Below are 24251 nucleotides of genomic sequence, written 5' to 3' on the forward strand. Positions count from 1 at the left end.
GCCGGGTGTCTGTAGGTCGCGTAGGTCTACGCCGCGTGGCGGGGATCTTGTGTTCTCTGTGGAGCGTCGGTTCGTGGTGCTGGGGGTTGGTTGTTGTTGCGTGCTGCGGCGCGGATGGTGCGGGCGCGTCCGGGGATGGCGGGCGGCAGTTTCTCGGTGACTGCGGTGAAGGCTGGTGTCTCGGCGCCGTTGACGACCAGGCGGGCGACGATGTGGAAGACGTCGAGGTGGGAGAGGTCGTGTTCGGTGACGCGCGGGGCGGTGTGTCGGGCGAGTTTGCGGGCGTCCTCGGGGGATGAGTTGAGGATGAGTTTGGTGCGGGCGTTGGCGCTGATGGCTTCTTCGAGTTCGCGGGCGAGTTGGGACAGGAACTGGTGGGCCAGGGCGAATCCGACTCGGTAGCCGCGGAACTCGGCGAGCATGTCTTCGAGGCTGAACGGAAGGTTCATGAAGTTGTGGACCTCGTCGAGGTAGACGCTTGCGTCGCGGCGGTGGTGTTGGGGTAGGCGGGCGCGGCGGGTGGCGGCTTGCCAGACCTGGGCGACGACGATGGAGCCCATGAGGCGAGCTGTTTCGATGCCGAGCGCGTCTTTGCCGATGCGCACCAGGCAGATGCCGCCGTCGAGGACGGCGTCGAAGTCGACTGTGGACTGTCCCTCGGCGATGGCGGAGCGGACGAACGGGCGGAGCAGCAGGCCGCGGAGTTTGTTCATCAATGGGGCGATGATTTGTGCTCGGTAGGACTCGGAGAGGCTGTCGTACCACTGCCAGAACCCGGCGAGGACGGGGTCGTCGATCTGGGCGATGGCGCGTGCGCGGGTGGAGTCGACGGTGAGCAGGCCGGGCAGGTCGATGAGTCCTGGGGTGCCGGGCATCGAGGTGAGGGTGAGCAGTCCGGAGCGGAGGATGTCCTCGGTGCGGGGTCCCCATGATGAGCTGTAGATGCGGCTGAAGATGGAGACGAGGTTGTCGACGGTGCGTTCACGGTCTGCGCCCTGGAGGGGGTTGATCACCGGCGGGCGGGTGCGGGAGTCGGCGTCGAACAGGGTCACCTTCGGCCCGAGGTGTTCGGGCAGCCGGGCGAGGATGTCGTTGACGAGGTCGCCCTTGGGGTCGATGACGACCACGCCGCGGCCTGCTTCTGCGTCGGCGAGGATCATCCGGGCCATCAGCTCGGACTTGCCGGAGCCGGTGGCGCCGAGGATGTGGACGTGATGGCGGGCGTCGGCGACGTGCAGGCCGACGGGGCGGGAGTGTCCGGAGTCGCTGCGCCCGATCGGCTTGATCAGCTCCCCGGTGGTGGGGATGCCGGGCGGCGGGGGCACGGCTCGTGCTCCGGCGCGCTGTAGGCCAGGGGTGGCGTCGTCGGTGGGGAGGTGGGCGAGCGCGGCCAGCTCGGGCACCGACAGCAGGTCCCCGCGGGTCATCCGGCGGGCGGCGAGCGTCGTGGCGGGGTGGGTGAGGCGGGCGCGGCGGTAGCGGTTGTGGCCGCTGTAGGCGGCGAACGCCGAGGCGATGGCGTGCGCGCGCCCTGCCATCACCGCGCGGGCGGCGGTGACCGTGTCGGGGTCGTGGGTGGGGGCGGTGGTGGTGACGGCGTAGCGGACGCGGGTTTCCCATTGGGCTCCGCGGAGCTTGTCGACGATTGCCCGGTCCTGCGCCCCGAACTCCAACCGGGACTGCGCATCGACGATGCCCGCCGACCGAGCACCGGATCGACGGCGGGCGCCCGGGGTGATCAGGTCCAGGATGCGGCCCGCCCGGCTGCTAGAGCGTCCGGGGTGCAGGCGGCGGGCTTGGGCGCGGGCGCGGGTGACTCGCCGTCCGGCGACCGGGCGGGCCAGGATCTGCACGCACGCCTGCTCACCAGGTGCCATACCGACCGGGGCGCCCAGCAGCGCGCGGATCGGGTCCACCGGGTGATCGACCCGCAACGGCAAGCCCTCGTGCCGGGCAAGGCGCAGCTCGCCGCCCGCGGCGATGGTCTCGGTGCCGTGGGTGAGCGGCGGGTTCGCGGGAGTGGTGGAGGTGTGGGCGCCGGGCCAGGCGGCTTCGATCGCGCGCTCGACCATGCCGGGCGGGATGACACCGGGTACCCAGATGCGGATGTCGACCTGGTCGGCGCGGAATCGGTACTCGAACGCGAGGTGTGGTTGCCCGCGCAGTGCCCTGCGCCAGCCGGGTCGGATGAGGCCGAGGAGGTTGGACCACAGGGCGGTCGCGCCGTGCGGGTCGACCACGGGTGGAGCGAGGATGGTGATCACCCGGGCGTCGGCGACGAGGCGTTGGTGGAACCGCTCGCGCATCCGCCGCCGGACCGCGACCAGCACGGTGACCGCGATGACCAACGCGGGACCGGCGATCGGCCCCCACACGATCGCCCACGCCCGCAGGTGGGCGAGCACGAGCTGCATCGCGCCGAACGGGTCGCGCAGGTAGCGCCCTAGCCAGGAGTTCACGCGGCCTCCCGCTCGGCGCTGTCGGTCGGGACGGTCCGCAGGTGTCCCGTGCCTGATTCGGCTTGCCACTCGCTGAACCTGCGGCGGTTCATGCGGTTCACGGCTGAGGGGATGCGGTTTGCCGGGATGCCGACCAGTCGCGGCCCTTGGACCGCGTGCAGGTCGGATGAACTCTGGGAGTGCCATCCGGCGTCGGTAATGGCGGCTTCGTCGGGGAAGACGTCCGCGACCCTGTCCGCGACGAGGTCGATCGCCTCGTCTTGGGTGCCGCCGAGGGAGTACACCCATCGCAGGTTCGGGGGCGGGTCGGGTTCGACGAGCCTGCGGAATCGGTCGATCTCCTTGGTGTAGGTGTAGAAGGTCACCGCGGGCCGGGCGCGGCAGACGCGCAGCCAGGCGGTGAGGTAGTCGTCGGAGAAGAAGTCGCCGGCGTCGTGGATGCGCACCCACGCGCCCGCGGCGAAGCGGCGGTGGCCGAGTTCGGCGATCATCCGGGTTTCCCACCCGGTCAGGTCGTCGAGCACCAACGCGAGGTTGGCTTGGTGTCGGGCGCGGACGACCGGCCAGGTGTAAGTGCCGTGGCGGGCGTAGCAGACCTGACGGCATACCCCGGCGGATGGGCAGGTGCTGTAGGTGCGGCCGTCGGGTAGCCGCCCGGCCCAGGCGGGCAGGGTCCAGTTGTGCACGCCGATGGCGCGTAGGCGGCGGTTCTGGGTGAGTAACCGCGGTGGGGCAGCGTCGTGTGGCAAGGAAGTCTCCCGGGAGTGAGCAAGCAGAGTGGTGTGAAAGGGGCCCGGTTTCAGGCGACGTCGATGTACTCGGACTCCGCATCGCCGTCGGTGAATGCGGCGAACTGCGCGGGGTCGGTTACTGACATTCCCCGACGTTTCCCGCTGGCATTCTTTTCTCGTAAGCGCCGCCACTCAGGCCACGTGTCGTTCACTCGATAGGATGAATGAAGCTCAAGCAACCCGTGGCGACACCCGCCTCGTCTGCGACTTGTTCGACCTCGGTAGCTGGCGCCCATCGCCGTACCTCGACCGTCGGCCAACCGAAATCGTCGACTTCGAGAACAGCAAGCATTGACCCGTGACCAAAACTCGATGGAATCGAGACCAAATCGGTAGACCATCAAGGACACTCAATCCACGGGAGGTAGCGATGAAACTCAAGCAGGACAGCCGAGTGCTCAAGCGCAAGGCGTTGGACTCGCTGACCTCTGCGATTGCGGCGTTCAATTCTCCTCACGGTCAAGGCCGGACAACCAAAGTTCTCTTGTACTTGCAACATGCATTCGAGATGTTGCTCAAGGCTGCGCTGGTTCAGCGGGGCACGAAAGTATTCGACCGAGAAACAGGCAGATCGATCGGCTTCGAGAAGTGCGTTCGACTGTCTGCCGAAAGCGCCACGATCAAGCTTAACGAAGATGACGCTGGTACCTTGCGCACAATCGATGCCATGCGCGATGACGAGCAACACTGGTATAACGAGGTCAGCGAACAGGTGCTCTACCTGCATGCCCGCGCTGGGGTTACACTGTTCGACGATATTCTGCAGCGCGTCTTCGATGATCGGCTCGCCACACACCTTCCCACCCGCGTGCTTCCGATCTCCGTCGATCCGCCCCGTGAACTGTCTGTCATTCTGAATGAGGAGTACAGCCAGACCGCCGCCTTGCTGCAGCCCGGACGACGCGCTGGCCACGAGGCACGCGCCCGTATCCGCACTCTCCTGGCCATGGAAGCTCACGTCCAACCAGATGTCCGCGTGTCGAGCAAAGACGTCGATCGGGTCGAGCGCGGCATCCGCAATGGCGATCCCCTCAACAAGGTCTTCCCTCAACTGGAAAACATCGCGACCACTATTGACGGCTCGGGTATCACTCTGACCGTCCACTTCACCAAGAAGCAAGGTCCTCCGGTCCGCTACGTCGCTGACGAATCGATACCTGCCGCAGCGATCCGCGAGGTCGACCTGTTGAAGAAGTATCACCGATCGCCAACTGAACTTGCTGAGGCTCTGGGAATCACCATTGCCCGCAGCACGGCCGTGCGTCGACACCTCGGTCTCGATCAGGATGGCCCCCACAGTCACCTGTTCGAACTTGGTTCCATGCGACAACGGCGCTACTCGGACAATGCATTGGCAGCGATGCGCGAGGCAATGGGAACCGTCGACATAGAAGCGATCTGGCAGGGACACAAACCTCGCGGGCGAGCGAAGAGCCCAGGACCGGCCTGCACCGTGCCTGGATGTCAGGCCGCGTGAAAGCTGGTTTTCGTGCGCCTTAGACGTTCGCCAACTTCAGCTCATAGGTATGCTCATGGCACGTCGACCCATCCGGAATCTTTCTCCGTATCAGGCAAATTGGCCAGAACCTCTGGGGAACTGGTGATCAGGTAGTCCTCTGTGGGCGAGGCGAGTGACTGGAACGCGACGTGCTGCACACCGGCGGAGAGCAAGCCCTGGCCGCGGTCAGCGGCGAGGAGGAACTGGCGTTCGCCTTGGCTGAGGTTGAAGACCTCGGCGATCTCGTCGATGGCCTGGGGTGCCTGGCGGAGCAGGACGGTGGTCGCGGCGTTGGCGATGACGGCTTTACCCAGTGGGGAACGAAGGAAGTCGAGAATGTCCTGTGTGGCCAGTAGGAGTCCGGCCCAGCGTTTCCGGGCGGCTTTGGCCATCTGGTAGAGGAATCGGGCGCCTGCCTCGGTGGCCATGAGCAGCCACGTCTCGTCGACGACGACCAGGCGGGGTTTGCGGATGGCGGGGTTGGACACTTGCCGCCACACCGTGTCCAGCGTCAGCAGGGTGCCGATCGGCTTCAGTTCGTCGGGCAGGTCCCGCAGGGAGTGCACGACCAGGTGCCCTTCCGGGCGGGTGGTGGTCGGTCCGGCGAACAGGCCGGAGAACGCGCCCTCGGTGAACGGAGCCAGCCGCGCCGCGAGCTCGTGCGCACCGGGCTCGGTCCGGCTGGCCAGCGTCGCGGCGAGGTCGGCGAGCAGGGGCGCCTGCCGCGTCCAGGTGCGGGGGTCCGCGGTGATCCCGGCCTGCTGGTAGGTGGCCGCGACCGCACGGTCCAACGCGGCCCGCTCGGACGCCGACAGTTCCTCGCCGAACAGCACCGCGAGCACCGTGTGCAGGAACAGGCTCCGGCGCAGCAGCGCGTCCCGGGGCGCGGTGCGCCTGCCGTCGGCGCGAGTGTGGATGGGCAGGTCGAGCGGGTTGACATGGACCCCCTCGGCGCCCAGATGCACGTAGGTGCCGCCGACGGCGTGCGCGAGGCGGGCGTATTCGTCCTCGGGGTCGATCACGTGGATCTCGACGCCGCGGTAGAGCGAGCGCAGGATCTCCAGCTTGGTCAGGTAGCTCTTGCCCGCTCCGGATCGGCCGAGGACGACTCCGTTGTGGTTGTCCAGCGCCCACCGGTCATGGTGGACCAAGCCCGAGGACCCGAGGTTGTAGCCGTAGAGCACCCCCGCGGGTGCGGCGACCGAGGTCGGGTCCGGAGGCGGCAGATCGGGCGAGGTGAACGGGAAGGCTGCGCTGAGCGCGGCGGTGTCGAAGGTGCGCTTCATCCCCACCAGGTCCAAGCCCATCGGCAGGCACGTGACCCAGCCCTGGACGCTGCGGTAGGTGGTCGGTTTGGCGTCGAGCAGAAGCGACGCGGCCAGGGAGCGGACCGCGGCGACCTCGGTGGCGAGGGCTTGTTCGGTGGCGGCGTGCACGGTCAGGTAGAGCCCGAGCCGGAACAACCGCCCCTCTCCGCGCGCGACCCGATGCGACAGGTCGTGGGCGTCCTCGGTCGCGGCCTCCACGTACGGGTCGAGCAGCCTGCCCTTGTCCGCGGTGTGGCGTCGGCCGGACTCCAGTTTGGCCAGTTGCTTGCGCAGCCGGGTCGCGGCGGTGGCCGGGTCGATCGGGTCGATGTGCAGGCTCACGTCGACCCGGCCCGGGTAGGTCAGCAGCGGGGCGAGCCATCCGGCGTGGACTTCGCGGGGGTAGCCGGTGATGGCGAAGCTCGCGACGAAGTCACCGCCCCCGACCTCCAGGTGCCGGGCACCGACCGAGATGGCGTCCGGGGTGAACGCACTCGCGCTGCTGGCAGGCTGCTGCCTGGCCTTCGCCTGTCGCTTAGCCATGTCCGTACCTCCCCGCATCGTCGTCGGTGTCGAACTCGTCGTGCGCCTGGTGCTCGTCGTGGTCGTCCCAGTCGCTGCCCGCGGCGGTGGTGATGACCTCGTCGGCCCCGGCGAGACCGCTGGAGGGTGGGAGCAGCGAGTCCGGGTTGAGCGCGGCGGAGAGCACGCTGGTGGCCTGCCCCGCGTCCAGCGCCGTCACCGTGATGCCCGCCGGGGTGAGCAGTTCGGCGGCCTCGGCCAACCGGCGGGCAAGCCGCGTCTCCGCGGCATGGCGAACCGCGTCGTCCTGTTCGGACTGCTGCGCCAAGCGCTTGCGCCGCCGTGCACCGAGGACGGCCAGCACGGACCGGCCGTCGGTGTCGGCCTCGGCGAGTGCGCCCAGGGGTTCGCGCAACACCAGGAGGATCTGCCTGCGCAGCAGGTCGGTGGTCGCGGCCAGGTGAGCAAGGTAGTCGGCGTGCTCGCGCGCGGCGGCCTCCAGCGACGGGTGCGGCAACGCGCCCGCCCGCTCGTGCAGCTCGCTGATCTGTCCGGACAGGTCCAGGCGTTCGGCGCGGATGAGAATCTGCACGGGGGCGCTGAGGCTGTGCAGGTAGCGGCCGAACGTGGCCACGAGGGCTTCCTGCTCGGTGCCGGTGCGGAGGCTGAAGTTCACCGATCCGCACACCGCCACCACGGCCAACCCGTCCCGCCCCAGGTCGATGACCCCGGTATCGGTCACCGCCTCGGCCGGTAGCCGCAGCGGCGCGGGCGAGACCGCGGGCGCGGTGCCGTCCCCTGGGTCGCGGTGACCCACTCCGGTGCCGGGCGCACCCCCTCGGGGGCGGCGACCCGGCGGGACGGGCTCATCCGCTGCCGGAGCGCGGCCAACACGAACGCGTCCATACCGATGCCGTCCCGACGACCGAGGGCCAGCAGCGCCGCGGCCCCGGCGACCGGGATGGCAAACGCCAGGAAGATCGGCAGCGGCAACCAGGACCGCGTGGCCCCATAGACGACATAAAGAAGCAGGACCGGCACGGTCAGCAGCAGGAGCTGGCGAGCGGTGAACGGCCCGAGGACCTTGTCCGCCATCTCGACATCAGCGGGAATACGCACGACCTGGCTCATGTGGGTTCACCTCCAGTGGGGCGAGACGACGTCGTCCGGGGCGCGGGCTTGGGTGCCGGGTGCGCTGGCGGCGGGGTGGGTGCGGCGGACGTGGGTGAACTGAAGGTGGGTGGCGGGGGCGCCTGCCGGTTCCGGGGCGCGGGCTTGGCCGGTTGGGGTGTGCTCCGGGCTGTGGTTGCCGCAGGTGTGGCGGGTGCCTGTCGGCCCCGCGGGGGCACGGGCTTGGGTGTCTGTGCTGGAGGCGTGGTCGGCTGGGGCGTACGTCGGGCCGTGGTTGCCGCAGGTCGTGCTGGCGCGGCAGGGGCCTGGCGGATGGGCTTCGAGTTGGACGGTGCAGGCGCCGCGGCCCGTGGGGGCGCTGGGGTCGCGGGAGGCGGGGTCGAGTTCCTGCGTGCGGTGCCTCGGCGAGCCGGGCGGGTGGGACCGACGGGGGAATGGGACAGGCGTGCCTGGCCGCCCGGGGGCTGGAACAGCACCGGGGCCGCCTCGGCGGTGTGGCCGCGGCGCTCGCGCCCCTGATCGGGGACGGCGGTGCTGAATTGGGTCGCATCGGGTGCGCTGTCGGCCTTGACCGGGCGGGGCACGACCGGGGGCTGCTCGGGTCGGAACCGGGGCCGGGTGGCCGGTTGGTTCGCGCGGTGGGCGACGTCGGGGGGAACCTCGGCGCTGAACCCGGCCGGTTTCGGCGTGGTGGTGGGCGGGGGCAGGGGTGTGCTGGTGGTGGGGTCGTCGGGGGTGGCGGGGCGGAAGGTGAGCACGGTGTCGTCCTGGTGCGGTGTCCATGCGGCGTGGTCGCGGGTGGGGGTCTGGGGGCTGGATTGCAGGAACCGCGGCTGCGCGGGGGCGGTGTGTCGACCGGCGCGGCGGCGTTCCCGTGCCTGCTGCGCGGTCAGGCGCGCGCCGAGCCGTTCGCTCGGGTCCCGACGCGGACGGGCCGTACCCCTAGCGGGGCTAGTCCGCGCGGAACCGGCCTGCCGTAGCCGACCGGTGCGGGTCCGCGCCGACCCGCGCGGCCACCTGCCGAGCTGCCGCTGCGGAGTAGGCCGAAGGCTTTGCCCATGACGTAGGCGCGGGCCAGGCTGCCGAGCATCGATCGGCCGCCACCGCCGCGGGCGGGGCGCAGGCACCAGAACGGGATGCGGAACAGCACGTAGAACAGCGCCAGGCAGACCAGGATGTTGACCAACCCGCTCGCCGTCGGCCCGAACACGGTGAACCCGCCCGGGGCCAGGAACACGCGCAGGCCGGTGACTAGGGTGAAGCTCTGGCCGATCTGGATGGCCAGGCACCCGGCGAAGGCTTTCCACCAGGTACGGGGCACGTACTCGGTCTGTGGGAGAGCGTGGAGCATGTGGGCGAGCGGGGCGGAGGCGATGAGCATGATCGTGATCGCGACCCGGACCGCGTAGGTGACCAGCAGCGCGATCAGGATGCCCGCCAAGACCATCCCGAGCAGGATGATCCACAGCCCGCCGGTGAGGCTGTTGATGACCAGCGTCTTCAACGTCCCCGCGGCCGATCCCGGGTCGACGCCGCCGTCCAGGATCGCGACCGCGAGACCGTTGGCGATGTCGATGGCCTTGGTCGCCAGGAACAGCGACAACGCGCCCATCAGGAACCCGACCGCCATCCGCGGCGCGATCTCCTCGATGGAGTATCGAGTTTGGACGGTCTGGTAGCTCATGACGATGATGCCGCCGATGAGCACCAGGACCACGTAGCAGGCGAGCAGGATTTCCCAGGACTGCGCCCACAGCTCCCCGACCCGAGGAATCGACGACGGCGTCGGCGTGGACAACAGCGTCTGACCGAGGAGGTCGAGTAGCGGGTTCAACGCGGCGGTGACGATTCCGCGGAAGAACCCGTCGATAGCCTCGGAAATACACGCGCCGATATCGGTGATGCCGCAGTCATCGCTGGGCTGCTCGCCAGTGCCGGGCTGTCCTGGTTGGTTCGGGCCACTCGGCGCGGTGGTCGCGGTGGGGTCGGGAATGCAGTCCTGGCCGGTGCACGGCGGACGGGTAGTCGCAGTCGGCGCCGGTGGCTGAACACAATCGACCGACGGCAACGGTAGATCCGGCGAACAGGTCGGCAGCGGCTGCAACATGCAGGTCGGGGTCCACGGATTGCACGGGTCGGGCGCGGTGGTGGAACCGGGCTGCGCGACCGCGGCCAGACTCACCGCGGGCGTCGACGAGGCCGCGGTGCCCTGCCCGGCGGAGAACAGCAAGATCGTTGCCAGCGCCACCGGGACGATCACCAGCAGCGCCATCCACCGCCGCCCGCGGGTACCCGCGTGACCCCGCAGAGCCCGTGTGAGAGATCCGCCGCAGGCGGGTACGCGTGGAGTGAGCATCGTCCGTGCGTCGGGGGCAATGCTCGGGGCGTTGTCGGGATCGGCCATCGTCAGAGCCCCACGATGGTCTTCAGCGCCCCGACCACCAGCGGCGCCAGCGCCGCGAGCCCGTAGCCGAGACCGGCGGCCTTGAAGCAGTCCTTCGCCTTCTCGTGCTCGCCCGGATCGCCACCGGCCATGCTCCGACGGACACCGCCGAGAGTCAGGAACACCGTGGCGATGCCGCCCAAGATCCCGATGAGCCAGTTACGGATGTTGTTGAGCACGTCGGTGAAGCTCGCCGCCAACACGATGTCCATCGTCTCGGCGTGCGCGACACCGGGGGCCAAGAGGATGAGCAGAGCGAGCGCGACGACCGCGGCACAGGCTAGGCGACGGCGCTTCGCGGTCGGTCGAGCACTGTCCTGAGTGGATCTTGTGGTGTTGGTGGGGTTGGTCAGGCGCATCGGGGGACCTCCGGGGAGTCGATGGAGCGCGGACTTTCGCCGCGGCCCTGAACTCCGGATTTCGGGTCGTTTTTGGACAGCTCGGGTCCAACTTTTTCGACCGACTTGCCCTCGCTGTCGGTCACCACGCGTGACAGTGGGGCGGGGTGCGGAGGTTCGTCTCCGGCCGTGTCGGTGGGGTCCTGCTTCGGCTCGGTGGTGGTGCGGGTGAGGACCAGGTCTGCGACCGGGTCGGTCGAGTCGGTGGCGACGGTGGTCTCGCGCAGGTACTCGGCGAGGCGGTGCTCGGCGCGGCTGCGGAACTTGTAGGCGGCCCACTCGCCGACCCCGCGCTCGCGCGCCCAGTCCGCGATCGGGATCTCGTCGAGCCGGGTCGCGCCGATCACCTCGGCTTCAAGCCGGATCAGGACCCCGGCCTCGACCGCGCGGGCAAGCACCAGATCCGGGTGTCCCCACGGCGGTGTCGGTGGGCGTGACCCGCGCCCGGAGGGGACCGGGGTCGGGCGGTCCAGCGCCTCCCGCAGAGCGCGGTGCCCGGCGCGATAGGCGGCCCACCGGAGCCGGACCATGATCCGCGGCTGGGTCAAGTCCACACCCGCCAGCGCGGACAGGAAACCGCGCAACACCTCCGCGTGGATCTCGCTCGGGTCACCCGCGAACCGCCTGGACAGAGTCGCGGCGACCGAGGTCAACGCGGGCAACGCGACACCCGTGGCGACCACCGTCCACGTGCCGCCCTCGCGGCGCGCGCGGCCCGCCAGGTACATCCACATCGCGTCGCGGGTGGACTGCGGGCAGTGCCGCGCCAGCAGCAGGTCCCGCAGCTCGTCCACCGGCACCAGCCGCCCCGGCAGCCCACGGAACCCGCGGCAGTCCACCGACACCGGGCTGGGCCCGGTGGTCAACGCAGCGAATGTCTCACGAGCGATATCGAGTGAATTGCGCTCACCCGAGCGCCGCCGAGGACCGGGTTTGGTATTGGACATCAAGGGCTCCTTGCGTCGAAGAGGAAATCAACGACGCCAGCAAGCCACGACCACTACTAGCAAACAGCTAGCCGACAACCACCGACCGCTTAGCAGACGCTTAGCGCCCGACTAGCAAACGACTAGTCCCGCCACGGCGGACGGCCGGGAAAGATCACCTCGCCGACGAGGGCAGGACCTCCCGGCCGCGCCGACTAGCACGGCTGACCAGCGGCGCTAGTAGCTCGCTAGTCGCTCTATACATCATCGACGTGCCCACCAGCACACCAGTCGACCAAGCCGGACAAGATCGTTCGTCGGTGTCGTAAAGAATCTTGAGATCTTCACGGGCGTGATCGGCCGGCCTGGGAGCGCACTAAGCACTGCTTGGGCGGTCCAAGTGCCCAGTGGTTGAAATAGTTCAAGATTTTCGTCGTTGCCGTGTCCAAAACCGGCGGTCATTCCGGAGTTCAGGGGCGTTCACACACCCCACCGCAGAGGACTCCTCATGACCGCCTTGTCCGACAACGAACACCCCCGGCGTCGCCGCCGCACACCGACCGAAGGCCGACACCGAGCCGACGGTCGGAACCGCGCCGTTCCCGACCTTCCCGGCGCACGGCGACCGGAACACCGACGCCGCGTCCGCGGCCGTGCGCCCCGCCCGGCGACCGTCTGGCCCTGCGCCTCCAGCCCGACCCACCCCGCCGCCGCGGGTGATCTCGGGCGGCTGGCGCCGTGGCTGCTGACCGCCACCGCCAAGATCGTCACCACCTACACCACCCCCGGCCAGAGAGTCCTGCTCGTCGGCGCCGTCGACCCGTTAGACCCGACCGGCCCGGCCCACCTCGGCATCCCACGCCCGGCCCGCACGAGCCCATTGTCGGGCCTGACCGAAGCCGCCTGGACCGTCCTCCGACTCGGCCGCGGCACCCGAACCCACCTCACCGGACCGGGCGCTATCGACCCCGCCACCCGGCCGGAGACATCGACCCGCCACAGCACCACCAACTCCCATCGAGCCCCCGCCGGGGACGGCCCGAGCGAGTCCGAGTCCGGACCCGGACTGCGCGTCACGGATCTCCTCCGCACCAGCGGGCGTAGTCCAGCCTGGACCGCCGACGAGTCCCGGACCGAACCCGCCGGAGGTCCGACTGGTGGGTCCGTCGACCGCTACGACCTGATCATCATCACGGTCCCACCCGGCGCCACCGACTGGCTGCGACCCGCCGACTGGGCGCCCGTGCTGACCCCGACCGGCACCCTCGCCGTCGTCACCCACAGTCACAGACAAGGCGGTCGACTCGTCGGCCCCGCCGCCACTGTCATCCCTCAGACAACCGAGGCCGGGCTGCTCCTATTGGACCGGATCGTGCTCCTCACCACCACCCCGCGACGCGCACCCGCACGCCGCGGCCACCGCCCCGGAACCCTCGACCCCGCGGGCCCCGCCGACACCACCGAATACGTCGATCTCCTCCTGTTCGCCACGACCGACAGCGGTGAGGCCCGATGAACACGAACACCCCCGACCCGTCCGACCACCAGGCCCCTGGCGGGGGCTCGGTCTGGCTCACCGGACAGACCGACCTGGCCACCCAACTCGCCGACGGCGGCTACCACCCCCGCACCGCCACCGACCCCGACCTCATCCCGCCCGCCATCGCCGCGGAGATCATCTCCCGTTACACCTGGCCCGGCGAACTCGTCCTCGACCCCGACTGCGGACCCGGCACCACCCTCGTCGAAGCCCTCCGCCATGGACGCCCCGCCCTCGGCCTCACCACCAACCCCCGCTGGTGGCGACTCGCCCGTACCAACATCACCGCCGCCAAGCACGCGGGTGCCTGGTCCGACGGCAGCGTCCTCGACCACCCCGCCACCGCCCTCACCCACATCCGCGCCGCGGGCACCCGAGGAACCGCCACACTCGCCATCACCGCCCTCCGCAACCCCACACGACCGGACGCGGTCACCGACCTCACCACCACGCTCAACCACACCCGCGCGGTTCTGCACCCCGACGGCCACATCGCCGTTGTCGCGGCACCCACCCGGGACGCCCGCGGTGAACTCCTCGACCTCCCCACCACCATCCACACCGCCGCACGCGCAGCAGGACTGGTCCCCGTTCACCACGCCATCGCCGTCACCGCCGCCCTCCATCACGAACGCGTCCACACCCGCGCCAGCCTCACCGAACGACGCCGAGTCCGCAGGCACCCCAGCGGTCGACCGATCGCGTTGGTCGCTCACCGCCACGTTCTGGTCTTCCGCCCCGCTCATGTGGCCGTACTTGCCTCCGCCGCTCGCGGTGTCCGCGACGTTGACGGATCATCGGTCGGTGTTGCGCGTTACCGCCGAAATGAGCTGCAAAGCAGGCGACTCACGGAACCGGTCATGGAAGGTGTCGCCGCATGAGCACCCTGGCGCCGGTGCGGCTACGGATCGTCCCGGTCAGCTTTCGGGAGGCGACTGCCTTCATCGCGGCGCATCACCGTCACTACAGGCCGCCACGGGGCATGAAGTTCGCGATCGGCATTGAGCACGCGGGCCATCTTGTCGGAGTGGCCACCGCGGGAAGGCCCGTTGCCCGGTTGCTCGACGACGACAGCACAGTCGAGGTCACCAGGACCTGCACTCTCGGCCACCACGGTGCCAACTCCAAGCTGTACGGCGCCTGCTGGCGTGCGGCCCGCGCCATGGGCTACGACCGCATGGTCACCTACACCCAGCACGGCGAGACCGGAGCGAGTCTCCGTGCCGCTGGGCTGGTCGCCGTCACCGACCTGCGTCCCCGATCAGGCTGGTCCACACCGGGCAGACCGCGACAAGACCGAGGTGTCGACAGGATCGCCAGGGTGCGCTGGGAGATCCGCGCGGGGGATGCCGCCGCAGCCGTCTGACGGGAGACCGGCGGCAAGGTTCTGGGGTTTGCGCTGCACGGTAAACAGCTGGTACAGCTGGCAATCCGGCCACCACGATGACGGATTCCCGTACAGGCGTAGCCCTTCTCAGATGCTTCACCGACGAGGGCGAGTCAGTCATGTCTACACCGAAGGAAGGCAGTGCCGATAGCGACACCTGTACGTGTCCGTCCACAGGGAAGGGAGATGAGTCCACGAGCTACGAACTCGTGAACAGTGTCGATGAGTTGGCCAAGGCGGTTCGCGCGCTCGTGGCGAGATCGCCGGTGTTGGCGGAGGAACTTCTCACGGCCGATCAGGTTGGGGACCTGTTCCACATGTCACCGCGGACGTTGCGTGATCTCGCCGCGTGCGGGCAGATCCCTCACCGCCGGATCGGCAAGCACTACAGATTCAGTCGCGACGATATCGCGGCGATCATCCAGTTCGCGGAGCAAGCGCAAAGGTCCGCATCACCTAGAGCGGGAATGACAAGGAAGGGAGGTCTCTCATGGCGTACAGCGAGTTAATCGGCAAGACATGGAGATCGCGATACAAGCGCCCGGACGGAACCTGGGGCAGCCAGTCCGGCTTCTCCTCCGAGAAGGCGGCGCTGGACTACGGCGACGAGCAAGAGGCGTTGATCCGGCGGAACATGTGGATCGACCCGCGTGAGGCCGAGACGCCGTTCGGGGTGTTCGCGGAGGGCTACCTGGCCGCGATCAAGCCTCGGCTCGCCGAGGGCACGGCGGCGAAGTACCGGTCTCACCTGGACTCCCATCTGATCCCGCAGTGGGGCGACTGGCCCTTGATCGGCATCTTCAACAGCTACGTCGAGATCGAGAAGTGGGTCTCGGAGCTGCACGAGGAGTACGCCCAGACCACGGTGTCATCGATCTTCGCCACCTTCTCGACCTTCATGAAGGCAGCGGTCAAGGAGCGGATCATCCCGGCCAGTCCGTGCAGCGGGGTGCGGGTGTCCTCGGGTGACTACGAGCTGGAGCGGTTCGTCGCCTCGCCGGTGCAGGCGCTGCGGGCGGCGATGCGGCTGTACGAGGCCGGGCTCGGCGTCGGCGGGTTCACCCTCTGCCTGCTCGACGTCTACACCGGTGCCCGGTGGGGCGAGTTGGCCGGGCAGCAGCGGCACGAGTACGACGACCAGAGCAAGGAGATCAGCGTTCAAGCCCCGCTGAAGGAGGTCGGCGGAACGCTGAAGAAGCACGGCACGGCGTTGGTCGACGTCCCGCCGCCGCAACCGGCCAGGCGTCGCCGCGGGCTCTCCGCCCGCAAGGGCAGGACGAAGACACCGGCCGGAATGCGATCGGTGCAGTTACCGCCGAGTATCGCGGTGTTCTACGAACTGCTGCTCGACAGCAACCGTCGCGCGTTCGCCTTCACCACTCCCGAAGGGCACCCGTGGCGGCGGTCCAACTTCCGCCAGCGATTCTGGCGCAGGGCCTGGGACGGCGTGAACCCCGACGCCCCGGCCGCGGAGAACCACGTCCCGGCCATCCTGCCGTGGTTCACCTTCCACGAAGGCCGCCACACCCACGCCACCTGGCTGACCGAGGACGGCGTTCCCGAGGTCGCCCGCCGAGCCAGGTTGGGGCAGAAGATGAAGGGCATCGGCCGCACCTACGACCATGTGACCGAGGTCATGCGCAAGCAAATCCTCGACGCGCTAGAGGCGCGATGGGACTCGAGCCTGATTGCCCTGACGACCGCCGAACGGTCACAGTTGGTGACGTGGTTCCCACACCTGAAGCCGGTGTTCGCAAGGCTGGAGATCGAATACCGCGACGGTAAGAATTCCGCCGTCTCCCAATCGTCTCCATTTGACCACTGAAGCCCCGCCCTCCGAGGTGGAGGACGGGGCTTGTCACCAGTGTAGATAACTGGTGGGCGATACTGGGATTGAACCAGTGACCCCTACCGTGTCAAGGTAGTGCTCTCCCACTGAGCTAATCGCCCGAGGCGGAGGCGGGAATCGAACCCGCGTACAGGGCTTTGCAGGCCCTTGCCTAAGCCACTCGGCCACTCCGCCGGATCCCGAAGGGTGTTGGCCCCCGGGGGGCCGGCGCAGAGGCCGAACCGCTTTCCGAGCGGACGACGGGATTCGAACCCGCGACCCTCACCTTGGCAAGGTGATGCGCTACCAGCTGCGCTACGTCCGCGCGCCACCGGTTTTCCAGCTGGGCTTCTCGCCCCGGCCGGTTCTCGGTGGTGCGAGAAGAACTCTATAGGACGGCCGATCCCGGCTCCAAATCGGGGGTCTGTTCCCGACGTTCGCTCAGGTCAGGTCGGTGGAGATCAAGTGCGTGAGGGCCTCGTCGACGTCGACCCAGAGGTGCTCGTTGCCGGGGACGACGACGTCGTAGGTGCGGTCGAGGAAGTCGGCGAGCTCCTGGGCCGATGCCTCGAACACGGCGTGGCCGGACGGGGAGCTGAGCTCGATCACCACGACCTCGGGGTCGTCGACGGCGGGGCGGATGCGCACGTCACCGTCGCCCGCCTCGGCGATGAGGCCGTCGGCGAGCAGGTCGCGGGCGAAGACCCACTCGACCCAACCGGCGCGGCCGGTGCGGAAGGCCGCGACCACGGCGTACGGATCACGCGTGTCGTAGCGCAGTTCGACCTTCACCGGGACCGCGGGGGTCCTCGGCGCGAGGAGGTCGAACACCGCGGTTGACCGCAGCGTGACGTGATCGTTTCGCATCGTCGCTACCCTTCTGCTCCCCTCCCAGCCAAACGACTGAGTCCCTTCCATGTGACGGCACCACGCCGGAGCCGGGACGTGGATCGCCTGAGCATCACCCGTCCGGTCCACTAACCTGTGCGTAGGGCCGTCGTACCACTGCTCAGCGTGACGAATCTGCCAGTGGCTTCTCCATACTGGCTGGTTTTCGGCCGCGCCGGTAGCGCCCTGAGCACGAATGTTCCTTCCCTGTTTTCCTCACCCGCGGCAATGCCGCGCTGACCTGCGACACTCCCCGCCGCTGTGGTGTGAGCCACCCCTTCGCGCAGGTCACAGGTGGGTCAAGACGCTTGATCGTGCCGCTCGAACGGCCCAACGGCACAATGGGGGCAACGGCGAGGGGGATGGTGCGGACGTGACGGACGAGGCGCGCGAGCAGGGTCGGTTCCGCCCCGATTGGGCAGACCGCAACGCCACGACCAGGACGGTGTGGCGGGTGGGAGTTGGACTGGTCGGTGGACTGGTCCTGGTCGCCGGGATCGTGATGATCCCCTACCCCGGCCCCGGCTGGCTCGTCGTCTTCGCGGGCCTGGCCATCCTGGCCGTCGAGTTCACCTGGGCCCACCGAGCCCTCACCTACGCCAGGGGCAAGTACGACGCCTGGACCGACTGGCTCAAGCGCCAACACCTGGCCGTCCGCCTGCTCACCCTGGCCCTCACCGGCCTCATCGTGGTCACCACCATCTGGCTCCTCAACGGATTCGCCCTGGTCGGCGGCTGGTTCGGCATCCACTGGCCCTGGCTGGGGTCCCCCCTTTTCGCCTGACCAAGACCATCCTGTACTCTTTCCCCAGTCGATGCGGCCCAGCCGCACCGGGCGATTAGCTCAGCGGGAGAGCACTTCGTTCACACCGAAGGGGTCACTGGTTCGATCCCAGTATCGCCCACGCAGGTCAGAGGCCCTATCCGGTTCACTGGATAGGGCCTCTGCCGTTGAGTACAGCCGCGAGATGCAGCAGCAGGTCACTCGAAGTGGCTCAGCTTGCGAACCCGCGTCTTCGCGCACCGCGTGTCCCATGACTGCCTGAGGCTGTGGGCGCTATCGGGGTGCTGTAGCGCACCGACGGCGACAAGCAATCGGTGATCAACGAGTGCGGTTGCCGCGGACAGCATCCTGGCTGCGTCGACAGAATAGAGCCTGGACATGCCGTGCAATTCGTCAGCGGTCAGTTGGGATTTCCCGAGCTTGGCTTGGCGCGACCACTTGTCAATGGGGTCGTCGGGGAACAGGTCGACCAGGGGGAGTTCCGAGACTAGGGCCATCAGGATCAGCACGACGTTCGCGGTGCAGGTCGCCAAGCGCTCGGTTGAGGTGGTGGTCGCGGGGCGGTTGAACATGCCCAGGGCGACGATGGACAGGACCAGGAGTTCGTGTTCGACGTCGGCACCCTCGCGCTTGGCCACCTCGCGCTGGGCGAAGCGGACGAGGAGGCGCTCGTGCAGTTCGGTCTTGGTCAGCTTCGCCTGACCGGCCCGCAGGAGGTCGAGGAGACCCAGGGGCAGCACGTCGCCGTGGTGGTGACGAGCCGGGTGACCGTCGCGGACCGGATGCGCGTGGATAGACCGACAGCTGGGCGATCGAGCCCGCGCTGAAGGACCCGACCGCGAGGCCGGTCGCCTCGTGGCGGGAGAGCTGGGGAGGTCGATCCTGGCTTGGCGCCTGGCGGCTGACCGCCTCGGAGTAGGCGGTGACCAGCAGGACACACGGGCGGCGCGTCGGCGTTGGACGCGGTCGAACTGTGAGAGCTTGCGGCACCTGTCGAGCCACCCGGCCACCAGCTCGTTGGCCAGACGGCTCAGTTCGAACTTCGCGTCGAAGACCGACGGCGCGTCGGCGGAGACAAGGGTGGTGCCCAGCAGGAGGCCACCGAGGACCTTGTCGAGCGCCGCGACGACCGGGGAGTTGCCGGTGCCGAGGATCTTGACCGCGTCCCGGTAGGTCAGTCGGTGCACAGTCACATGATCGTGGTGCGCCGGGATCCGCTTCAGGGCCGTACGGGTGAAGCAGGGACCGGCTGCCTGGTCCGACAACGTCGAACGCAGAGCACCTCCGTGGCAGGATCAGCTGGTGACCACAGCCGAAACACGACTGCATCGGCGGATACGCCTGGACTTCCCCGAACCCGGCTCTGCCCAAGAGATCCTGCGCCTCCTGGCAGATCTTCCACACCAGACCGGTGACAACACCCTCGGCACCGAGCGCGTGCACGCAGCCATCATCCTGCTCGCCCAAGGAGACCTCACGCGACTCCACCACGCCCTCACCTTGAGCACCCAGGACTGGCGGGACCTGCTCGTCACCGCAGAACTGGCCGACGGTGACTGGCCAACTCGGCTTGACCAGGAACTCGGTCCCATCACGTCCAGTTCGTCATCCCAAGACAGCAAGTAGCTCGGTCGCGTGGCTGCCGCCGCTGGTCAGCGAGTTCGACGACTTCTTCGAGCTGGGGTGGCAGGACCTGGACCAGCGGGCCAGCGTGGTCGGTGCGGTGACGGGCTTGCTCGCCCTGGTGACGAGCACGGCGCTCGCCCTGTTCGCTCTCTGGCTCGGTTTCCGCGATCGATCGTATACCACGGCGTCGAGAGCTGGGTCTTCCCGGGTGAAACCCAGGAAGTTGCCGAAGGTGACCACCTTGACGGCGCGACGTGCTCGGGTGCACGAGTCCGCGCCGTTACCGGTACTAGACGCCGCCCGGCACCGACAGTGGAGTCGGGCGGCCAAGGTGGCCCGGGAGTCGGATCCGCCGTTGTTCGTGCCGCGCGACTTGTCGGACGAGGTCACGGCGTGGATGCGGCTGGCCCGAGCGGGTGGCGGGTTCCTGCTGCTGATCGGGACGTCCAGCGTGGGCAAGACTCGCCTGCTGTTCGAGTCCGCCCGCGCCGAACTCGGCGACTTCCGTTTGCTGGCACCGGAGTTGGGCGACGGTCGAGCCGTGAACGAGTTGGCGGCCGCGGCCCCGTCCTCCCCGGTGGTGGTGTGGTTGGACGAGTTGCAACGCTTCCTAGCGGGCCCCTACTTCGCGCCCGACGAGACCGCCGGGCACCGCCCGGTCAACGCCGAGTCCATGCGCCTGCTGCTCGACGGTGACACACCGGTGATCGTGCTGGCCACGCTCTGGCCGGACCACCTCGACCAACTCCACGCCACCGACACCGTCGACGGGGTCACCAAGCCCCGCCACCCGGCGGCCGCCAGTGTGCTGGCGCTGCGCACATCCCAGCTGCGGGTGAACACCTTCAGTGCCGCCGAGAAGCACCGTGCGTCCGTGCTCGCGGCGCACGACCCGCGGCTGGCAAGCGCAACGGCGGCCGGGGCGGAGTTCAACGTCACCGAGACCCTCGCCGGTGTCCCGCGGATCATGCAGCGCTACCTGGAAGCCTCCGCCACCCGACAGGCCGTTGTCCACGCGGCGATCGACGCTCGCAGGCTGGGTATCCAGGGCGTGCTCACCCCGGAGTTGCTGCGTGACGCCGCTCGCGGCTATCTCACCGGCGTCCACACCGACGACACCGGACTCGACCAGGCCCGCACCGAACTGGCCCGCACCGACCGCCGTGACGACGCGGCCACCGCACCGCTCTTGGTCGTGCCCACAGCCGACCACCGGGACATCCTCGGCTACACCGTGGCCGACTACCTGCTCCAGGAACTGCTCCCCAAACGCCGCAGCCAACTGCTGTCCGACACCGCCTGGAACGCGCTGATCCGGCACACCCACAACCCCGACGACCGCCGCCGTCTCGCCCGCCAGGCTGAACGGCGGATGCAGTACCGCCACGCCCAGAGCGTCCACCACCACCTCGCCACGGCAGGTGACCGACTCGCCCAGATCGAGGTGGTCAACCGGTTGGTCGAGCAGGACAACGGTAGGGAGGCTGAAACGTTCTTGACTGCCCTCGCCGCGGCAGGTGACGTCTACGCGACCAGTCGACGAGTCGATCTCCTGGTCCGGTTGGGCAGAGCCGGCGAGGCCGAGAAGGTGCTCGCGGACCTGGCCGCGGCTGGTGACGCTGACGCCGCTCACCGGTTGATCGACACGCTGGTCGAGCAAGGCAGGGCAGATGAGGCCGCACCGCTGCTGGCCGCACACGCCGTCACCTATGCGGCCTATCGCCAGGCCCGGCGGCAGCAGGAGTCGCAGCAGCAGCTGCAACAGCAGGCGCGGCAGCAGCTGCAACAGCAGCTACAACAGCAACAACAGCAACAGATCGACCTGCTCGTGTCCGGCGCCATGGCCACAGCGAACCGAGTGGACCACTTGACCGAGGTCGGCGACTGGTCGGCCCTGCGCGCACTCGCCGACGCGGGCAACTCCGGCGCCGCGAGCCGAGTGGTCGAACACCTCGCCGCGAACCGCGAGTGGCAAGCGCTGTGGGACGAGGTCCACGCGGGTACCGAGTACGCCGTCGACCGGCTGATCGCATTCCTGGTCAACACCGGACAACGCGAGGAAGCCGAAAGGCTGCGCAAGTGGGGTCTGGCCTCCGATGGTTCGCCATCGCGTCCGTGGTGACCGCCCGGTCCTCGGTGGGTGGTTCACCGAGGACCGGGCGGCCCGCGGGACGTATCAGACGGGCTCGGCGGGGTTGGGGTCAGAGGATCCGTTGGGCCAGCAGGTTGAACTCCACGGCTATGGCGTTCACGTCGGCGGTGAGGAAGGCCATCGCGATTCTGGCCTGGTCGGTGACGTCGGTGGTGCGTTGGGACCACTGGCGGACCAGGGTGTGGGCGATGGCGTAGGCGATGGCGCGGCCTGCCAGTACCAGGTGTTCCTGGGCGAGGGGGCCGTCGAGGAAGGTCAGGTCTATTCCCGCGCCGACGGCGGGGGCGGTGAGTTCCCAGGTGGCGAGGAACGAACTGAGGGGGTCGCCTGCCGCCAGTTTCTGGCAGTGGTGGGTCAGTTGTTGGCTGAGCAGGTCGTTGGTGCCGTCGAAGATGGTGAACACCCGGGTGTCGAGGAATGCCTGGGCGGCGATGTTGGTCGGTGATTCCGTGCGGTAGCCCTCGCCGCCCGCGATCTGCACGTAGTGGTTGGCGGCGCTCACCATGCGCTCGGTGGCCACGGTCTTGAGCGCGAGCGACACCGGGAACGACTCGGTCATATCGGATTTCAGGTCCATCCTGGTCTCCACGTGGTGGGCCAGCGCCCGGCAGATGGTCGCCGAGGATTCCACCGCGCGGATCCGGTAGCGGACGAAACCGATGTCGGCGAGGGTGCCCCGGCCCAGCGGTCGCCTTTCCGCGTAGGCGCGGGTTTCCCGGCTGATGCGGCGCAGGAATCCGGCGGCGATCGAGGCCATCATCGATCTGGGCGGGGTGAGCAGTTCCGGCATCGCGCTCAGGTCGTGGTTGGCCGCGTCCAGCCTGCGGTGCGCGGGCACGGTGGCGTCGATCTCGTTGAGGCCGTAGTCGAGCAACCGCATCCCCATCGGCGTGTAGCGCTCGGTGGTGGTGAACCCTTCTTCCCGGCGCAGTACGAAATAGCCGTACTCGCGGCCGTTGTCGTCGTTCTTGGCGCTGACCAACCACCAATCCGCGGTGGTGCTGAAACCCTGCCAGTGCTTGTGCCCGCGCAGCCGGTAGCCCGCCGGGCCGGGCTCGAACGTGGTGCGCATCGCGGACATGTTGCTGCCGCAACCGGGCTCGGTGGAGGCGAAACCGCAGATCAGCGGGGCGCCGGTGCCGAACTCGGAGAGCACCTCGGTGCGGGTGGGCTCGCTGGCGCGCATGACGATGGGCCGCAGCGCGACCGCGCTGATGATCTTGGCGTACATGGCCAGCGGCAGGTTCCACTCGGCGATCGCCTCGATCACCCGGCACATCTCCAGGTGGCTGTCGCGGCCGCCGAACTCGGTGGGCAGGGCGGGCAGCAGCACGCCCGCCCGGGTGAGTAACTCCCACTTCTGCCTGGGCAGTTCCTCTTGCGGCAAGAAAGCGCTGTCGAAGTGTTCCCGCGCGATGGCGCGGATTCCCTCGATGAACTCGGCGGAGGGCAACTCCGCGTTTTTTGACTCCGGTGAACTCGTCACGGTAGCGGTGCTCGGCACGGTGAATCCTCTCTCGGGGTGACGTCCCCGATTCAAGGTCAACACGCCGCGCCGACAGGGTCGACCGCTACAGAACTGCCCACTTGCCGGTTCATTCTTGCACTAACGGACCAACGCTGCGCCGAATGCGTACCACCAGTCAGGCCAATCCGTGACCGAACGCCGATGTCCGGCACGTAGCAGCGCCCGGAAAGGTGACGCGAGGGCCGATCGGACCAAACAGGGGAGAACGGTGTTGGTTCCCCGGGGCATCAAGAATGATTTCCCGGTGGCGCGCCAAATGGATCCGATCGACTTCGCGGCGCTCGACGACAAGGTGGCCGGTGGCGCGATCTCGACGCCACCGGCCACACGTGGTCAGGCGCTGTAGCCGCGGCCTGCGATCCAGTTGGCGAGGCGCCAGGTTTCCATCTTGTACTGGACGCCCTGGGCGGGGTCGTAGATCACCGAGATGTTGGCGCCCTGCTCGTAGCCCACGACGGTCAGGTAGTGGCCGCCGCTGTAGGAGTGGTAGCCGCCGTTGGTGTCGTAGGCGTAGCCGACGACGTTGGCGACGATCGGGAAGGCGTTGTTGATGTTGAGGCGGACGTCGGCCACCAGGAGGTTGATCTGCGCCTGGGTGGCGTAGTCGCCGTCGATGATCTTGGTCTCGTACCAGCCGCCGACGTAGTTGCGCAAGACGGTGGTGACCTGGCTGATGTGGTCGGTGCCGTTGACCGTCGTGCCGAGGCTGGCGGCGAGCGAGCTCTGGGTCGGGACGTTGATCAGCCGGACCGACAGGGCCACGCGGGTGGCCGCCGGGCCGCAGTAGTAGCCGTTGATCTGCTGCTGGCCGCTGTAGTTGAGGTACTTGCTGGAGCAGACACCGTCCGGGCAGCCCGCCGCGGTCGTGGCGGCCGTGGCGGAGGCGGTGGGCAGGGCGCTGAGCGAGACGCCCAGGGCCATCGCCACCACCAGGGCCACCTTCATGAACAACGATCTCATGGAGTTCCTTCGGCTAGCGGGAATCTGACGGGCGTCAGCCTGGCCGCGGCGCCACCCCCGCCGCGACGCGCTGAAGTTGCCGC

Annotated in this window: 22 protein-coding genes and 4 tRNA genes; 11 read left to right on the top strand and 15 right to left on the bottom strand. The window is 68.6% G+C overall.

The features are described from left to right. Nucleotides 1–26: 26 nt before the first annotated feature. Nucleotides 27–2414: a type IV secretory system conjugative DNA transfer family protein gene (locus CLV68_RS12455; protein ID WP_121391147.1), complete on the bottom strand. Its 2388-nt coding sequence runs from the start codon at nt 2412–2414 to the stop codon at nt 27–29. A gap of 41 nt (nt 2415–2455) precedes the next feature. Continuing rightward, nucleotides 2456–3208 (bottom strand): GP88 family protein, encoded by a 753-nt coding sequence (locus tag CLV68_RS12460; protein ID WP_121390498.1) that lies wholly within the window; start codon nt 3206–3208, stop codon nt 2456–2458. A gap of 412 nt (nt 3209–3620) precedes the next feature. Here CLV68_RS12460 and CLV68_RS12465 point away from each other — a divergent pair, with 412 nt between their 5' ends. Further along, a complete protein-coding gene (locus CLV68_RS12465; protein WP_121390499.1) occupies nt 3621–4727 on the top strand; it encodes a DUF3644 domain-containing protein in 1107 nt (368 codons plus the stop codon). Between the two features lie 53 nt (nt 4728–4780). Here CLV68_RS12465 and CLV68_RS12470 read toward each other — a convergent pair whose 3' ends face one another. The 6 genes from CLV68_RS12470 to CLV68_RS12495 all read right to left on the bottom strand — a co-directional run bounded on the left by CLV68_RS12470 (nt 4781) and on the right by CLV68_RS12495 (nt 11415). Further along, complete coding sequence (locus CLV68_RS12470; protein ID WP_211346481.1) at nt 4781–6598, bottom strand: VirB4 family type IV secretion system protein; 1818 nt, start codon at nt 6596–6598, stop codon at nt 4781–4783. Beyond that, the gene (locus tag CLV68_RS12475) at nt 6591–7319 is read right to left on the bottom strand and encodes a hypothetical protein (protein ID WP_342772766.1); all 729 of its coding nucleotides are present in this window, start codon (nt 7317–7319) and stop codon (nt 6591–6593) included. Before CLV68_RS12475 ends, CLV68_RS12470 begins: the two co-directional genes overlap by 8 nt. Beyond that, on the bottom strand, nt 7316–7708 hold the full coding sequence (locus tag CLV68_RS35860) for a PrgI family protein (protein WP_342772767.1): 393 nt from the start codon (nt 7706–7708) through the stop codon (nt 7316–7318). The genes CLV68_RS12475 and CLV68_RS35860 overlap by 4 nt, the downstream gene beginning before the upstream one ends. Before the next feature lie 889 nt (nt 7709–8597). Further along, nucleotides 8598–9980 (bottom strand): TrbL/VirB6 family protein, encoded by a 1383-nt coding sequence (locus CLV68_RS12480; RefSeq protein ID WP_147459963.1) that lies wholly within the window; start codon nt 9978–9980, stop codon nt 8598–8600. A gap of 134 nt (nt 9981–10114) precedes the next feature. Beyond that, nucleotides 10115–10510 carry a pilin gene (locus CLV68_RS12490; RefSeq protein ID WP_246009781.1) on the bottom strand — a complete coding sequence of 132 codons (396 nt, stop codon included), beginning with the start codon at nt 10508–10510 and terminating at the stop codon, nt 10115–10117. Then, entirely contained in the window at nt 10501–11415 is a 915-nt protein-coding gene (locus CLV68_RS12495) for a hypothetical protein (protein ID WP_246009782.1), read from the bottom strand. Before CLV68_RS12495 ends, CLV68_RS12490 begins: the two co-directional genes overlap by 10 nt. Nucleotides 11416–11983: 568 nt before the next feature. Here CLV68_RS12495 and CLV68_RS12500 point away from each other — a divergent pair. From CLV68_RS12500 to CLV68_RS12520, 5 genes are all read left to right on the top strand, one after another. Next, a complete protein-coding gene (locus CLV68_RS12500; protein ID WP_121390504.1) occupies nt 11984–12991 on the top strand; it encodes a hypothetical protein in 1008 nt (335 codons plus the stop codon). Continuing rightward, nucleotides 12988–13896 (top strand): DNA methyltransferase, encoded by a 909-nt coding sequence (locus CLV68_RS12505; RefSeq protein ID WP_121390505.1) that lies wholly within the window; start codon nt 12988–12990, stop codon nt 13894–13896. Before CLV68_RS12500 ends, CLV68_RS12505 begins: the two co-directional genes overlap by 4 nt. Beyond that, nucleotides 13893–14381 carry an XF1762 family protein gene (locus tag CLV68_RS12510; protein WP_121390506.1) on the top strand — a complete coding sequence of 163 codons (489 nt, stop codon included), beginning with the start codon at nt 13893–13895 and terminating at the stop codon, nt 14379–14381. Before CLV68_RS12505 ends, CLV68_RS12510 begins: the two co-directional genes overlap by 4 nt. A 140-nt stretch (nt 14382–14521) precedes the next feature. Then, the gene (locus tag CLV68_RS35610) at nt 14522–14911 is read left to right on the top strand and encodes a helix-turn-helix domain-containing protein (protein WP_121391149.1); all 390 of its coding nucleotides are present in this window, start codon (nt 14522–14524) and stop codon (nt 14909–14911) included. A 125-nt stretch (nt 14912–15036) separates the two neighbouring features. After that, nucleotides 15037–16227 (top strand): tyrosine-type recombinase/integrase, encoded by a 1191-nt coding sequence (locus CLV68_RS12520; protein WP_121391150.1) that lies wholly within the window; start codon nt 15037–15039, stop codon nt 16225–16227. Nucleotides 16228–16277: 50 nt separating this feature from the next. On the opposite strand, the gene CLV68_RS12525 is transcribed toward CLV68_RS12520, so the two are convergent. The 4 genes from CLV68_RS12525 to CLV68_RS12540 form a co-directional block, all read right to left on the bottom strand. Further along, nucleotides 16278–16352, bottom strand: a tRNA-Val gene (locus CLV68_RS12525). 1 nt (nt 16353) lies between these two features. Next, a tRNA-Cys gene (locus tag CLV68_RS12530) sits at nt 16354–16425 on the bottom strand. Between the two features lie 57 nt (nt 16426–16482). Then, nucleotides 16483–16555: transfer RNA gene (locus CLV68_RS12535), tRNA-Gly, on the bottom strand. A gap of 116 nt (nt 16556–16671) precedes the next feature. Continuing rightward, nucleotides 16672–17097 (bottom strand): SsgA family sporulation/cell division regulator, encoded by a 426-nt coding sequence (locus CLV68_RS12540; protein ID WP_018687187.1) that lies wholly within the window; start codon nt 17095–17097, stop codon nt 16672–16674. Between the two features lie 394 nt (nt 17098–17491). On the opposite strand from CLV68_RS12540, the gene CLV68_RS12545 reads away from it, so the two are divergent. Next, nucleotides 17492–17902, top strand: coding sequence for a TIGR02611 family protein (locus CLV68_RS12545; protein ID WP_121390507.1), 411 nt, complete (start codon nt 17492–17494; stop codon nt 17900–17902). Between the two features lie 49 nt (nt 17903–17951). Further along, nucleotides 17952–18023, top strand: a tRNA-Val gene (locus CLV68_RS12550). 76 nt (nt 18024–18099) lie between these two features. On the opposite strand, the gene CLV68_RS12555 is transcribed toward CLV68_RS12550, so the two are convergent. Continuing rightward, complete coding sequence (locus CLV68_RS12555) at nt 18100–19089, bottom strand: NACHT N-terminal helical domain 7-containing protein (RefSeq protein ID WP_121390508.1); 990 nt, start codon at nt 19087–19089, stop codon at nt 18100–18102. Between the two features lie 115 nt (nt 19090–19204). On the opposite strand from CLV68_RS12555, the gene CLV68_RS12560 reads away from it, so the two are divergent. Both CLV68_RS12560 and CLV68_RS12565 read left to right on the top strand, forming a co-directional pair. Then, nucleotides 19205–19528, top strand: coding sequence for a hypothetical protein (locus CLV68_RS12560; RefSeq protein WP_121390509.1), 324 nt, complete (start codon nt 19205–19207; stop codon nt 19526–19528). A 232-nt stretch (nt 19529–19760) separates the two neighbouring features. Next, a complete protein-coding gene (locus CLV68_RS12565) occupies nt 19761–21650 on the top strand; it encodes an AAA family ATPase (protein WP_147459964.1) in 1890 nt (629 codons plus the stop codon). 79 nt (nt 21651–21729) lie between these two features. Here CLV68_RS12565 and CLV68_RS12570 read toward each other — a convergent pair whose 3' ends face one another. Next, nucleotides 21730–23184: an acyl-CoA dehydrogenase family protein gene (locus CLV68_RS12570; protein ID WP_170224249.1), complete on the bottom strand. Its 1455-nt coding sequence runs from the start codon at nt 23182–23184 to the stop codon at nt 21730–21732. 232 nt (nt 23185–23416) lie between these two features. Here CLV68_RS12570 and CLV68_RS33835 point away from each other — a divergent pair, with 232 nt between their 5' ends. Next, entirely contained in the window at nt 23417–23554 is a 138-nt protein-coding gene (locus tag CLV68_RS33835; protein ID WP_170224250.1) for a hypothetical protein, read from the top strand. Here CLV68_RS33835 and CLV68_RS12575 read toward each other — a convergent pair. Further along, nucleotides 23542–24168 carry a C39 family peptidase gene (locus tag CLV68_RS12575; protein ID WP_121390512.1) on the bottom strand — a complete coding sequence of 209 codons (627 nt, stop codon included), beginning with the start codon at nt 24166–24168 and terminating at the stop codon, nt 23542–23544. The genes CLV68_RS33835 and CLV68_RS12575 overlap by 13 nt on opposite strands. Nucleotides 24169–24251 lie beyond the last annotated feature (83 nt).

Source organism: Actinokineospora cianjurensis (assembly GCF_003663795.1).
Classification (GTDB): Bacteria; Actinomycetota; Actinomycetes; order Mycobacteriales; family Pseudonocardiaceae; genus Actinokineospora; species Actinokineospora terrae.